Raw genomic sequence first — 13,667 nt, 5'->3', positions numbered from 1 at the left:
TGGATGGCTTTGGAAAAACTTTTCAAATCCTTTATACTGAATAAATAAGAAGCTTTTTTGCCAAAGCCGATCAGACGGTTAACGGGATTTATCATCATGATTATAAATAGTAAAACACCTAAAGGAGCGATCCCCTTGCTAATCGATATCAAATCCAGATTGGACCAGCCCGAAGTTGCGGAGCTTCTCGAATATTCCATTTTTCCGGACCCGGTTCGGCTGGCGCAAACCCTGGACGACTACAAGCGCAGCGAAGAGCTTGAAATGTACGGCTACGAAAAGGACGGGAAGCTGATCGGCCTCGTCGGCTTCCGGATCGATTCCGGGCGCGTGATGGAGCTGCGGCACATTGCGGTCCAGCCGGACTATCGGGGACAAGGCTATGGCCGGGGCCAAATTTTGGAGCTGATTCATCTCAAAAGCCCCGCGGAAATCGTCGCGGAAACGGATGAGGATGCGGTCGATTTTTACCGGAACATCGGGTTCGAGGTCGTCAGCCTGGGTGAAAAATTCCCGGGTGCGGAGCGGTTTCGCTGCACCTATGAGGTTGAGCCGGAGGAGGAACGGGAAGCATGAGCGCAGCCGTTGAAATCGTCGAAATCCGGGCGTACGAGCCGGAATCGTTGGAGCAGCTGGCCGAGCTGCTGGTCGATGCCGTGGAGAGCGGCGCTTCGGTCGGCTTTTTGCCCCCGTTAAGCAAGGACGAAGCCGTGAATTATTGGAAAAGCGCGCTGGAGCCAGGCATCATTCTGTGGGCGGCCAAGCTCGATCGAACGATTGTCGGCACTGTGCAGCTCCAGCTCGCGCAAAAAAAGAATGCCGCCCACCGGGCGGAAATCGCCAAGCTGATGGTCCATACGCGCAGCCGCAGAAACGGCATTGCCCGCGCTCTGATGCAGGCTGCTGAAGAGCGCGCCCGCGCCGAAAACCGAACGCTGCTTGTGCTCGATACGCGCGCAGGCGATCCGTCCAACCTGCTGTACCGGTCGCTCGGGTATGTGGAGGCGGGACGCATTCCCCGCTACGCCCGCTCTGCGGACGGCAGCTTGAACGATACCGTTTTTTATTACAAGGAGACCGAGGCTTAGCGACATGAAGCACCTCCTGCTCCTTCTAGCATGGCTGCTGGCCATCCAGCCGGTCACGACGCCGGAGGCGGTCAACGAAGCCCGCGCAAACCAACCAGGCGGCGCCGGATCATTTTCCGTATAAAGTTTCCTTATTAACCCATGCGTTCTCTGGATTGCAGATGACGGACTGGAAGCTGTCCGAGAGACGAGCGAAACGAACTTATCGATCTTTTTCATTAGATCAGCCAGGAGGCTTCGGATGAACAAAACAACCGTATATTTAGTCCGGCACGGACAGACGGAATGGAACGTGGAGCACCGGTTTCAAGGTCATCAGGATTCTCCGCTGACGGAGCTTGGCTTGAAGCAGGCCCGTTGGCTTGGCGAAGCACTGTTGGAGCAGCCGATCGATTGGATCTACAGCAGCTCCAGTCCCCGGGCCGTCAAGACCGCCGAGTTGATCCGCGGCAGCCGGCCGATTGCCATTACCGAATGCGATGAGATGAAGGAAATCAATCTGGGCGAATGGGAAGGACAGATCGCTGCCGAAATTGCGGAGCGCTGCCCGGAGGCTTACGAGCACTTCTGGCGTCAGCCGAACCGCTTCCGCGCGGCTCAAGCGGAGACGTTCGCGGAGGTGGAGCGGCGCGCCCTCGGCAAGCTCCGGCACATTCTGCAGGACCATGCCGGGCAAGCCGTGCTGATCGTCACCCATACGGTCGTGGTCAAATTGCTGATGGCCGCTTTCGAGCAAAGGCCGATCGAGCAATTATGGGAGCTCCCGTACATTCATCCGGCCTGCCTGTGTAAGATTGAGTTTACTGAGGACGGCAAGCCGGACATCCAGCTGCACGGCGACATCAGCCATTATCAGGAAGCGATTCAGCCTATAGAAGGTTAAATCCGGGAGGTCTGGGAATGAGCATCGTACAAGTTACCTCAGATAATATCGCTCGGGAGCACATCTGCTGCGCCATGTCGGACAAGAAAGCCCGGCACGGCGTGAGCCTGAAAAAAGAGTGGTTGGCGTGCCGTTTTCAAGAAGGGCTGGTCTTTAAAAAGCTGGACGCCAAAGGAAAAGTGTTCATCGAGTACTTGCCTGCCAAGAACGCTTGGGTGCCCATCGATGCGCCGAACTATACGTTCATCAACTGTTTCTGGGTGTCCGGAAGCTACAAGGGACAAGGCTATGGGGCGCAGCTTTTGCAGGAATGCATCCGGGATTCGGAGGGCAAAGCGGGCATCGTTGCGGTATCGAGCCACAAGAAGCGGCCATATCTGTCGGAGAAGTCTTACCACGTGAAACACGGGTTCGAGGTGTGCGATACCGCTCCTCCCTATTTCGAGCTGCTCGTCAAGCGGTTCGATCCCGACGCCCCGCTTCCCCGGTTCAAGGAAAGCGCCAAGCAGCAGACCGTTGCGGACGGTGACGGCTTAGTCGTGCTGTACACGGATCAATGCCCTTTTACCGATCATTATACCGGCGATGAGCTTGATGCCATTGAACGGGCGTACGGAATTCCGGTGAAGCGAGTGAAGCTCACGACCAAGGAGCAGGCGCAAAACGCCCCGTCCGCCTTCACCACGTACAGCGCGTTTTATAACGGACGGTTTGTCACACACGAGATTTTGACGAAAGCCAAATTCGATAAGCTTTGGAACACGCTCGGGGAGCCGCAGGGGTAGAAGCGGGTGCGGTTTTATCCAGGGTAGATGCCCTCGGGAGCCCCCGATCCAGAGCCGAAGGAGAGACTTACGGTGAACATTATATTTTGCAGCGATCCTCTGGACCCGAAAACGGCGGATGCCGACTACGAGCTTGAGTACCGCACGGCCGCAGGCCTGGGGCTCCCCGTCGAGCTGATCTCGCTCGAAGACTTGCTGGACGGACAGGCGGCCCGCGCCGTCCGGCGGGTCCGGGAAGCGGCCACGGCAGAGCCTGCGGTTTACCGCGGATGGATGTTGAAGCCTGCGCATTACGAGCAGCTGTACGCGGCTCTGCGGCAAAAAAACATCCATCTGGTCAATACGCCGGAACAGTACGTACTCTGCCACCATTTTCCTCACAGCTACAGCTTCATTCAAGAGCATACCCCCGAGAGCCGCTGGCTGGACATCGCTGCGGTCCACTCGGACATCAACCGCGTCCACGAAATGCTGGCTTCGTTCGGCAGCCGGCCGCTTCTTCTGAAGGATTACGTCAAATCGCGGAAGCATGAGTGGGAGGAAGCCTGCTATATTCCCAACGCATCCGACCGGCAGCAGGTGGAAAAGGTGCTGCGAACCTTCATCGAACGGCAGGGCGACGGGCTGAACGGCGGCATCGTATTCCGCGAGTACGTCGAGCTCGAGAAGCTGGGAGCGCACGAAAAAAGCGGCATGCCCCTGTCGAAGGAATACCGTCTTTTCTTCTACCGGCACCGGCTGATCGCGACGCAAAATTATTGGGAGGAAGCCGCCTACGACGGAGAACGGCCCGATCTGAGCATGTTTATTGCGATCGCGCAGCGGATTCGCAGCAGCTTTTTCACCATGGACATCGCAAAAACGACCGCAGGCGAATGGCTGATCATCGAAGTCGGCGACGGGCAAGTATCCGGCCTTCAGGATTTGACGGATGTCGAGGCTTTTTACCGGTCGTTTCTGGACTGAGAGGTTAGATAAACGGCAGGGCGAAATTCAAGACGAATAAAGCCGCAATGACCGCGAACACCGGGGAAATTTCCCGCCGTTTGCCCGCCGCGAGCTTCAGGATCGGAAAAGCGACGAAGCCGAGCCCCATGCCGTCCACGATGCTGGAGGTGAGCGGAATTCCGGCCACGATCAGAAAAGCCGGGAGCCATTCCGACAAATCGTCGAACGGAATATCCTTCACGCCTCGGAGCATCAATCCGCCGATCATAATCAGCACCGGCGCGATGGCCGAATCGGGAATGAGCCGCAGGACCGGTCCGAGCGGCACCGCGCAGGCGAAGAGCGCTCCGGCCGTTACAGCCGTTAAACCGGTCCGTCCGCCGGCAGAGATGCCTGCGGCGCTCTCTACCGCCGTTACGGTCGGGCTCGTGCCCAGAACACCGGAGGCGGCTACGGATACGGCTCCCGCCTGAAGGCTGCGGGCCGACTTCTCCGGCTGCCCGATGAGCCGAAGCTGGGCGTCGATGAGCCCGATGTTTTCGAACAGCACGACAAGCGCAAACGAGAACACCGCGGTCCAGAATACGACGGACGGCAGCCCGGAGAACGACATCGCCCCGAACACGGAGCCGTAAGCCTCGAGCGATAATCCCGTTCCTGCACCGTCCCAATCAAGCTGCCCGGTTATGGCCGCCAAGCCGGTACCGGCCGCAATCCCGATCAGCAGGTTTCCCGGGACACCGCGGACGTATAAAGCCAAGGTCACGGCCAGCGTGGCCAGTGTCAGCAGCGTGTGCGCACTGCCGAAATCGCCGAGCGCAACGATCGAGGAACTGCCGGGGACGACGATGCCTCCTTTTTGCAGTCCGATAAAAGCCAAAAATAAGCCGACACCCGCGCCGATCGCATGCTTAAGCGAGTCGGGAATCGTGGCCGCAAGCCGCTTGCTCAGAGGCGTAAAGGCAAGCGCCGAGACGATCAAGCCGGATACAAAGACAGCGGCCAGCGCCTCCGGCCACGGCAGCCGCATCCCTTGGACGACGGTATACGAGAATAGCGCGTTAACGCCCATTCCAGACACGATGACCAGCGGACTGTTCGCCCAAAGACCGACGAGCAGCGACCCGAAACATGCCGCGAGCGCCGTTGCGATCACCCCCGTCTCGTACGGAATGCCCGCATCCGCCAGAATGGATGCGTTGACGGCCACAATATAAACCACCGTAACAAACGAAACGACGCCCGCGGTCATTTCCCTACGGACGGTCGTACCGTGCTGTTGTAGAAGAAACCGTTTGGTTAGCATGCGGCATCCCTCCCGAGCGACACCCGCTCCTCTATCATTAGTCCACATCTAACATGCCAAAGGATGATCACGGCAATGAAACGGACTTGGTACTATCAAGCAACCGCTGCAGAAGGCCCTTTCTCGCAAACGGAAATGGAACACTTGATTGCAAACGGCATCATTGACGGTTTCACAAACGTAAGGGCAACGACCGGAGGACCGTGGATGCCTGCCAAAGATACGAATGCTTTTCATACGGCCTTTAGTGCAGCATCTTGCCCTGCCAAAGGCGACGGAAGCATAAGCTCAGCCTCCGCGTCTCTCTTTATGTGATCTGCTTTATTGTTAACCTATTAGTAGTTATCTTATTACTAAATTCCTTGGGACAGTTGGCGAACTTGTCGATGATGGGTCTCTCCCACATGCTTGGCGGAATGCCGGCCGGAATATCCGGAGATGGTCGCAGCCTATCGGGGATGGAACACAGCCGCAACTTACGGATTGGCTTTGAGCATTTTTCTTAATTTCGTCGCGATCATTCAGAGCAAGCATTGGCTAATACCGTCGCTCCTTATCCCTTGGACCCTGCTTCTCTTTTTCGGGCGGCTGGTTTTGTAAGATTTTTTTTGGGGAGGCTGCGGGGATGATGGAGACTGACTACGATTTTAGAAGAAGAAAGCTCAAGACACCGAACGGAAAATTAAGCATTTTGATCATCCTTCTCCTATTGGCTGCCGGAGGATACTATCTGTACCTGATGATAACGGAGAACCCGGATGCCGCTAAGAATAAGGATGTCAAGACTACGCTGGTCCAATTTTATAATGAGTTTGTGAAGAGCCGCAATGTCGGCCCTGCGGCTAAATATATTTATCGTAACGATGGGCAGCTCGTTGTCAATTACCGTTTTTATTACGGGGATATCCAAGCGTTCCGGATCAAAAAAATTCAAGACATCGAAACCTACAAAAAGAAAGGCATCGTCGAAGTCCGGACCCTGAATTGGGAGTCCAAGGAATTCAAGTATACGGATACCGTAACGCTCGAATACATCGAAGGCCGGTGGCAAATTACGAATTATTGGAGTACCAGTTCGGACGGTTGGCCGAAGCTGCCATAACGGGGGAAGCATGAGTATTTACGGAGCTATTCATCAAGTATTGAAGCATTTTGAAACCCATTTGTTCGCTTCCGAAACGCCCCGCGACAAAGTAACGATCCTGCGAAGCATACGGACTATTTGGCATGATATCGAAAAATATTCCTGCTTTTCAATAAAGATTGGGATGAGTGCTGCGAGTTATGCTAGGGGCCATGTTTTATTATATTGAAGAGTGCAGGCAAATTGTCCTGAAACAATGCCGCAGCTGCGGAAATGTTTACGATGCCGAGACGAGCGAAAGGCTGCCGGTTCGTCATGCTTATGAGCTGCGGATCGCCCTTAGAAGCGATCTCTCGCACATACTCGGACGCGATGAATGGATTTAAGCAGCGAACTGGAACTTCTTGTTAAAATTAATCGTCTGTATTTAGAAAGCTTACTACATTTTAGTTTTTGCGGGAGGTCACGTCATTGAATTATACTTCGTTTTATGTGGATCTGGCGCGGCAATATGCGCAGCAGCAGCCGATCGCGCAGCAGGTTGGTGTTTTGGCAGGCGGCTCTGTTGGGCGCGGCGAAGCGGATCGGTTCAGTGACTTAGACTTAAATGTCTATACGTCGAACCAAGAACAGCCGCATTACAGCGCCAATGTGTTATTTCAGGAGCACGTCATTCAGCTTCATGTCCACCCGCTGCCGCAAATGGAGCAAATTATCGATTCCCCGTGGGATTTCCGCTTTCTGGAGGAAGCCCGCATCGTTTCGGACCCTTCGGGACTGCTGCAAGCTCTGATCGCCGATGCTTCGGAGTATTTTCAATCGCCGCAAGGCCGGGAAAAAATGCTGTCCCAGGCCAAGGCCGCAATAGCGGAACATCGGGCGTGGCTTCAGGAAAGTCTGGACGTTGAAGAACCGTTGACGGCCAGCTTCGCTGCCGATGCGGTTTGGGCGGATGCGGCACAAGCCTACGCTTATTTTGTCCATGGCGCGATGTCGACGGGAGGATTGTTGCCGATCATAAGACAACTGGACCTGTACCCGGCCTATCGGGAGATTCGGTTCGGTGCAGGCAGTGCCGAGCCCGACAAACTGCTCGGGTCGCTTCAGGCTTACCGTGCTTACTTGCGGGAGCGGAGCGGCGATGCGGATGCCTTTGCGCTGCAATCCGTTCAAGACGAGCTCGCGGTCCGCAAGGCGGCGAGGTACCGTGAAACGGGAGACCCGGATAATCTCGCTTGGCAACTTTATGCCGAGACCTTCTGGTGTTATCTTGCCGTTGCGGACGACCAAACGTTCGAACAGCATGTCCGGGAGCTGCCGGAAGCGATGCATGCGCACCTTGTCACGCTCGGCTTCCGTACGTATTCGGAGGAGCAAATGCACACGTTGCTGAAACAAGCGGAGCAGTTGATCGTTCTTTGCGAAGAAAGCCAGGTGCGCTAAAGATCCCATGAGGAGAAAAAAGAAGGGATCTCGCAATCTATGGGCCGCCGCCGCATTCATCTTGTATACGGCCTGCATGCTGTATATGATGTTTGTCGGGTTCGGGCGGTCCGTTCATGCGGACGAGCTCCGTTACAACCTGCATCCTTTTCGCACAATCGGCAATTATTTTATTTATTTTGACTCCTATGCATTTTCCATTGTGCTCATCAATCTCGGCGGCAACATCGGAATGTTTATTCCCTTCGGAATTTTGCTGCCGCTCTTGTTCCGGAGATGCCGGACATTTCTCGGCTTTTCGCTCGGCTTCATCGTTCCGCTGATCGTTGTCGAGCTTCTGCAGACGGTGCTGCGCGTCGGTTCGGGCGATATCGATGACGTCATTCTTAACTACGCAGGCGCCTCGCTCGGGTACGTGCTGTACAGGGCTGTATTTGGAAGAAAGCGCCATAAAGGTTCGTCCGGTATTTCCATGGTGTGAGAGGTAAGTTAAAAAAATATGGAGGTCATCGCCATGAACGAACCGACATTGCAAAAAGCAATGGATACACTGGAGTTTCTGAGCCAGAACGAAGAAGCCCGCCGATTGTATGAAATGCGGCAAAAAGCGCTGCACGACGAAGCGTCCATGATCGATGGAGCCAAGGAAGAAGGTAAGCGTGAAGGAAAACGGGAAAAAGAAATTGAAGTCGCCAAAAATTTGCTGGAAATGGGCTTGGACGTGACCAAAATCGCTAAAGCAACGGGATTGCCCGAAAGCGAAGTCAAAAAACTAAAAGAGCAGCTTCACTAATTGCCTCTGCTAAAATTTCATCTGTCGTTCAAGAAAACACGTTCAATAGGACGTGTTTTTTTGCCCCCTGCTGCCTTGCAGGCCCGTTTAATCTTCACCCTCCGCATCCTCTTCCCTCTCGACTTCGAACGTTTCCATCCAATATTTCGCCCGAAACGCCACCATTTCGTTCGGCGAATCGACGAAAGGTGAGATGAACTCTTCTGCGCCCTCGTCGTTCCATACAATCGTTTCAAAATATTTCTCGATCACCGCATGGCACCAAGACGGATTCATCGGTTCTATACGTTGTTTCAGCCCCGGTATGGCTAACTCCGTAATCTCTTCAGGCATATATTCAATGGCGTCCAATGCCCAATAATGGGGAGCGTTGGCATCCTCTTCATCCAAGATTCGCAGCAAATAATCGATATAAGCGGGAGACGGATGGTTCAGCACCGACCCGATCCAATAGTGAGCATGCACCCATGCTTTCGTGACCAGATTTTCTGAAATGTAGGCAATGATTTCTTTCTGAACTTCCGCTGGATCCAATTCGCCCACTCGATCTATCAGCTCGTAAAGCAGCTTATGCGCCTCATTGTAATCTGCGGCATGCTCCATTTTATCTGTATAAATCTTGATAAGTGTTGCTAACCGACCCGCTTCCTCCATAAACTTCTCTCCATCTCTTGATCGTGTTGTACAAAAGAGTGCTGCCAAGCGTTCATGCTTGCCCAATCTGCGGATACTGGAACTGCCGCTCGACGGATAGCGGCGAGACAGCTTTCACGAACAGCCCTTTGCCAAGATCCATTATCCCTCAAACTAAGCTGGAAAGAAAAGGGGAAGTTTCGTTAAAAGGAAGCGATACCCGCTTGGCCTTCGCCACGGTTCATGGCTGTCTCTCCCGTGCGGGTCAGCTCCAGAATGCCGTACGGCTTCAGGACGTGCAGGAACGCGTTGTTTTTGTCCGTATCTCCGACGACCTGAACGACGACCGAGTTCGTGCCGATGTCAATGACCGAGCAACGGAATGTCTCGACGATGCCGAAAATTTCCGGCCGGGTGGCGGGCTCCACACGCAGCTTCACCAGCATCAGCTCCCTTGAAACCATCGGATAGCGGCTGACATGAACGACGCCGATCACATCGATGAGCTTATCCAATTGGCGCCCAATTTGCTCCAGCGTCGTGCCGCTCCCCTTCAGCGTAATGACGACCCGGGACAGTCCTTCTTTTTCGGCGGTGCCGACGGAGATGCTGTCGATGTTGTAGCCTCGGCGCCCGAACAGCCCGCAAATACGCTGCAGAACCCCGGGGTGGTTGTTGACGAGGATGGAAATCGTGTGCTTTTGCATGTCCTACTCCGCCTCCAATATCATATCGCTTAACGTCTGTCCTTGCGGAATCATCGGAAATACCAGTTCGTCCTTGGACACTTGAAAATCGATCAGCACCGGCCCCGGTGTATCCAGCGCTTCCTGCCACGCCCGTTCCGCCTCCCGTTTGTCGGATGCCCGCAGCCCTTTGACCCCATACGCTTCGGCTAATTTGACGAAATCCGGGCTTCCGGACAGATCGATATGACTGTACCGGCCGTCGTAGATCAGCTCCTGCCACTGCTTGATCATGCCGAGCGTTCGATTGTTAATGACGACGATCTTGACCGGAATGTGATGGATAGCGCAAATTGCCAGCTCCTGCGCGCACATCTGCATGCCCCCGTCTCCGTTGACCGAAATGACCAACCGGCCGGGATACCCCACCTGCGCCCCGATGGCCGAAGGAAAGCCGAAGCCCATCGTACCCAAGCCGCCGGAGGTAAGAAGGGAACGGGGATGCTTGAATTTGTAAAATTGCGCCGTCCACATCTGATGCTGCCCGACATCCGTCGTTACGATCGCTTCGCCGTCCGTCGTTCGCGAGATCATCTCCAGCACATACTGCGGCTTCAGCTCCGTCTCGGAATCGCGATAGGTCAACGGGTAGTCCGCTTTCCACCGCTTCACTTGCTCCAGCCAGGCTCCTTCCTTCGGCCGGATGCCCGAGGCCAAGGCGTTCGCAGCCTGCAGAACCTGCCGGGCGTCACCTGTGATGGGCAGCGCGGTCGGCACCAATTTGCCGATCTCCGCGGCGTCGATATCGATGTGCGCAATCGTGGCCTGAGGCGCGAAGCCGTCGAGACGCATGGTAACGCGGTCGTCGAACCGCGCGCCGACCGAGAGCAGGAAGTCGCAGTGCAGCAGCGCCTGATTCGCCGCATATGTCCCGTGCATCCCCGGCATGCCAAGCCACAGCTCCTGCCCGCTTGGAAAAGCGCCCAGCCCAAGCAGCGTCGTCGTTACCGGAACGTTCAGCCGGCCGGCGAACGCCGTCAGCTCCTCCGCCGCATCCGCCTGCACCGCCCCTCCTCCGGCGAGAATCAGCGGCCGCTCCGCCGCTTCGATCGCCCGCAGCAGCTCTTGCACCTCGCTTGCTTTGGCCTCCCGCACCGGACGGTATCCCCGCACGGACACCGTCTCCGGGTACCGGAAAGCCGTGATTGCCGCCGAAACGTCCTTCGGAATGTCCACCAGTACGGGACCCTTGCGGCCCGTCCCGGCGATGTGGAACGCTTCCCGAAGGATGGGAGCCAGCTCCTCCACCTTGCGGACGAAATAGCTGTGCTTCGTAATCGGCTGGGTGATGCCGACGATGTCGGCTTCCTGGAAGGCGTCCGTGCCGATCAGCGAAGTCGCCACATTCCCGGTAATGACGACCAGCGGGATCGAATCCATGTGCGCGGTCGCGATGCCCGTAACCAGATTGGTCGCTCCCGGCCCCGACGTCGCCAGGCAGACGCCGATTTTGCCGGTGGCACGGGCATAGCCGTCGGCGGCGTGAATGGCCCCCTGCTCGTGCCGGGTGAGAATATGGCGGAAATGCGGATTCCCGTGCATCGCGTCATAAATGTACAGTACCGCGCCCCCCGGGTAGCCGAACACGCACTCCACCCCTTCGAGCAGCAGCGTGCGGAGCAAAATCTCCGAGCCGCTGACCCGGTCCGGGGCAAGCAGCTTGGCACGAAGAGCCTCTCGTTCGGCGAGATCCCCCCGTCCGCTGTAACGTTCCGGGCCTCCCCCAGCTCCAAAGCCGCTCAAGCGGCACGCTTCCGTATCGAATGTGTTCATCGTCCTGCCTCCGTTTTATGAGATTACGGTTACTTTATCACGGGGTCGTAGAAGCAGGTACTACCCATTGGTTGACACTAATAGTATACTTTGTGATAAAAAACCGGCGGCAGGTGATGACTCGTTGGAGACGAAACGAACGGAACAAGCTTCTGCTTTTCAAACGATAGGGGAACGGCTGGAGCGCTGGCACGCGGACGATTTTGTCGGCAGGGCGTTCGAGCTTGGAGTGTTCGAGCAATACGTGACGCAGCTGGCAAGCCGTCAGGAACGGATCATTAACGTCTACGGCACCGGAGGGATGGGCAAAACGCAGCTGCTGGAGCGGTTCCGGCGAAGCGCGGCGGACCATGGGGCTTGTTATTTGGGGATCGATATGCGGGATTATTTGAACAATCCGGCCGCCGTCTGCGGACACCTTCTGCTTGAGCTGGGAGCGTCGTTTAACCCGGAAGAGCCCGCGCTGTTGGAGCAATGCTTGGAGCGCATCCGGCACAAGGCGGAGGAAACGCGCATCATCCTTGGCGTCGATCACTACGAGGAGGCGGGTAGCCTCGACCGGTGGTTTCGCGAGACGTTCATCCCGGGGCTTCATTCGAATATTCTTCTCGTGATTGCAGGGCGGTTTCCATTGGCAGGGTCATGGCAGCTTTCTAGCGCCTGGCAGAAGCTGATCGTGCCGCTTCCGTTGTCCGAGCTCAGCTATGAAGAAACGCAAGCCTGGCTATTGCAAAATGGCATCACCGACGAGAAGCTTCAGGAAGCGGTTTGGATGCGGACGTTCGGGCACCCGCTCTCGCTATCGCTCTTCGGTCCGATTGCCCGCGCCGACAGCTCCCCCCTTCCAAAAGCGGGAGACCCGCTGGAAGACCTTCTGCGCCAGTGGCTGCGGGAAGCGCCGGACGACGAGCTCCGCAGGCTGACCCTGACCGCATCCGTCCCGCGGACGTTTAACCAGGAGCTGCTGACGCTGCTGGAGGAGCGGGACGTGCCCTTTTCGCTGTTCGACCGGCTGATCCGTCTGTCGTTCGTACGGCGCTGCTCCGGCGGCTGGCAAATGCACGATTTGGTCCGCGAAACGATCCGGCGCACCTTCCGGGAGCGGATGCCGCAAACCTTCGAACAGTATGGCCAAAAACTGGTCGAAACGTATTATTCGCGGATTGTCCGCGCGATTCCCTTCAAGCAGGATGTGTCGTGGGAGATCGCCGAGATGATTCCTCACACGGACAATCCGGTGCTGCGGGCGCATTTTCGCCATGCCCCGGGGTCGGGCAATTATCTGGAAACGATCGATGCGCACAACCTGAACGATGCCGAAAATTATATCGACCGGCGCAAACGGGAAGCCCGCAGCTGGAAAATCGCCTGCTCGGACCCGGAATCGGACACGTTGTTCCGCTTCACGATGACGGCGGAGCAGACGCTGTACCGGCTGACGGCGCTCGACCTGCCCCGCATGCTGCGGCTTGGCTGCGAGCTGCGCCTGCTCCGCAGTCCCGAGGGCCGCGTCGTCGGCTTGATGGCCTCTGTGCCGATTCACGAGCGGACGCTCGATTTTCTCGCGCAATCGCCGATTTCCGGCACGTATTTCGCCAGCTTGCCGCCGGGCGAACGGGCACGGTACCGCACGCCGCCGGAGCAAGCGTCCGGCGCCTTTCTGCTTACCATCGATGTGGAAAATCTGGAAAAAGAAGAGCTGCGTTCGGACGTTATCCGCCTGCTTTTCGAATCCATGATGGCCGGCAAGGTGCTGCTCACCTCCCCGCCCCCGCTCGATTACTACGAGCTCGCTTACCGCAGCCTCGGCTTCGAGACGGTCCCCGGCGCGGAGCACCGCGGCTATGACGGCAGGACCCCCACACCCACGTACCGGGTCGATACGAGCAAGGAGAAGCTGCCCGCGTTTCTGGGCCGGCTGATCCGCAGCGCAGGGAAAGCCGCTCCGTCTCCGCCCGGGCCGACGGCCGGGGAAGCCTTCGACTTCACGCCCAGAGAGCGCGAAGTCGCCGACCTGCTCGTGCGCGGCGATACGAATGCGCAGATCGCAGCCGCCCTGTTCATCAGCGAGGTTGCCGTGAAGAAGCACGTCAATGCGATGCTGCAAAAAACCGGGCTGAAGAACCGGACACAATTGGCGGCGAAAATATGGGACGGCCGCAACGGATAGCCATTTTGCGATGCC

14 protein-coding genes and 1 pseudogene are annotated in these 13,667 nt (G+C 56.6%); 11 read left to right on the top strand and 4 right to left on the bottom strand.

The features are described from left to right. The first annotated feature begins 135 nt into the window (after positions 1-135). The 5 genes from KQX66_RS08100 to KQX66_RS08080 all read left to right on the top strand — a co-directional run bounded on the left by KQX66_RS08100 (position 136) and on the right by KQX66_RS08080 (position 3,722). Complete coding sequence (locus KQX66_RS08100; RefSeq protein ID WP_216791855.1) at positions 136-576, top strand: GNAT family N-acetyltransferase; 441 nt, start codon at positions 136-138, stop codon at positions 574-576. Beyond that, complete coding sequence (locus tag KQX66_RS08095; protein WP_216791853.1) at positions 573-1,088, top strand: GNAT family N-acetyltransferase; 516 nt, start codon at positions 573-575, stop codon at positions 1,086-1,088. Before KQX66_RS08100 ends, KQX66_RS08095 begins: the two co-directional genes overlap by 4 nt. 241 nt (positions 1,089-1,329) lie before the next feature. Beyond that, the gene (locus tag KQX66_RS08090) at positions 1,330-1,971 is read left to right on the top strand and encodes a histidine phosphatase family protein (RefSeq protein WP_216791851.1); all 642 of its coding nucleotides are present in this window, start codon (positions 1,330-1,332) and stop codon (positions 1,969-1,971) included. Positions 1,972-2,045: 74 nt separating this feature from the next. Next, positions 2,046-2,756 carry a GNAT family N-acetyltransferase gene (locus KQX66_RS08085; protein WP_216792151.1) on the top strand — a complete coding sequence of 237 codons (711 nt, stop codon included), beginning with the start codon at positions 2,046-2,048 and terminating at the stop codon, positions 2,754-2,756. A gap of 72 nt (positions 2,757-2,828) precedes the next feature. Further along, the gene (locus tag KQX66_RS08080; RefSeq protein WP_216791849.1) at positions 2,829-3,722 is read left to right on the top strand and encodes an ATP-grasp domain-containing protein; all 894 of its coding nucleotides are present in this window, start codon (positions 2,829-2,831) and stop codon (positions 3,720-3,722) included. A gap of 4 nt (positions 3,723-3,726) precedes the next feature. Here the strand turns inward: KQX66_RS08080 and KQX66_RS08075 are convergent, their stop codons facing one another. Then, positions 3,727-5,010, bottom strand: coding sequence for an NCS2 family permease (locus KQX66_RS08075; RefSeq protein WP_216791846.1), 1,284 nt, complete (start codon positions 5,008-5,010; stop codon positions 3,727-3,729). A gap of 63 nt (positions 5,011-5,073) precedes the next feature. Between KQX66_RS08075 and KQX66_RS38795 the strand changes: the two genes are divergently transcribed. The 5 genes and pseudogenes from KQX66_RS38795 to KQX66_RS08050 form a co-directional block, all read left to right on the top strand. Beyond that, positions 5,074-5,325, top strand: a complete 252-nt coding sequence (locus KQX66_RS38795) for a GYF domain-containing protein (RefSeq protein WP_498046990.1) — start codon at positions 5,074-5,076, stop codon at positions 5,323-5,325. Positions 5,326-5,635: 310 nt separating this feature from the next. Continuing rightward, positions 5,636-6,112: a nuclear transport factor 2 family protein gene (locus KQX66_RS08065; protein ID WP_216791841.1), complete on the top strand. Its 477-nt coding sequence runs from the start codon at positions 5,636-5,638 to the stop codon at positions 6,110-6,112. 453 nt (positions 6,113-6,565) lie between these two features. Then, positions 6,566-7,537, top strand: a complete 972-nt coding sequence (locus KQX66_RS08060) for a nucleotidyltransferase domain-containing protein (RefSeq protein ID WP_216791839.1) — start codon at positions 6,566-6,568, stop codon at positions 7,535-7,537. Between the two features lie 7 nt (positions 7,538-7,544). Then, positions 7,545-8,018 (top strand): VanZ family protein, encoded by a 474-nt coding sequence (locus KQX66_RS08055; RefSeq protein ID WP_216791837.1) that lies wholly within the window; start codon positions 7,545-7,547, stop codon positions 8,016-8,018. Positions 8,019-8,039: 21 nt separating this feature from the next. Next, positions 8,040-8,330, top strand: a pseudogene (locus tag KQX66_RS08050) (Rpn family recombination-promoting nuclease/putative transposase); the annotation flags it as partial. Between the two features lie 87 nt (positions 8,331-8,417). Here the strand turns inward: KQX66_RS08050 and KQX66_RS08045 are convergent. The 3 genes from KQX66_RS08045 to ilvB form a co-directional block, all read right to left on the bottom strand. Beyond that, positions 8,418-8,984: a hypothetical protein gene (locus tag KQX66_RS08045; RefSeq protein ID WP_216791832.1), complete on the bottom strand. Its 567-nt coding sequence runs from the start codon at positions 8,982-8,984 to the stop codon at positions 8,418-8,420. Between the two features lie 182 nt (positions 8,985-9,166). After that, positions 9,167-9,670, bottom strand: coding sequence for an acetolactate synthase small subunit (gene ilvN / locus KQX66_RS08040; RefSeq protein ID WP_216791829.1), 504 nt, complete (start codon positions 9,668-9,670; stop codon positions 9,167-9,169). A gap of 3 nt (positions 9,671-9,673) precedes the next feature. Beyond that, a complete protein-coding gene (ilvB, locus tag KQX66_RS08035) occupies positions 9,674-11,482 on the bottom strand; it encodes a biosynthetic-type acetolactate synthase large subunit (protein ID WP_216791827.1) in 1,809 nt (602 codons plus the stop codon). A gap of 124 nt (positions 11,483-11,606) precedes the next feature. On the opposite strand from ilvB, the gene KQX66_RS08030 reads away from it, so the two are divergent. Then, a complete protein-coding gene (locus KQX66_RS08030) occupies positions 11,607-13,652 on the top strand; it encodes a LuxR C-terminal-related transcriptional regulator (RefSeq protein WP_216791825.1) in 2,046 nt (681 codons plus the stop codon). Positions 13,653-13,667: the final 15 nt, after the last annotated feature.

This window comes from Paenibacillus oleatilyticus (assembly GCF_018998565.1).
Lineage (GTDB): Bacteria > Bacillota > Bacilli > Paenibacillales > NBRC-103111 > Paenibacillus_G > Paenibacillus_G oleatilyticus.
This window is presented reverse-complemented; position numbering and strand designations above follow the sequence as displayed.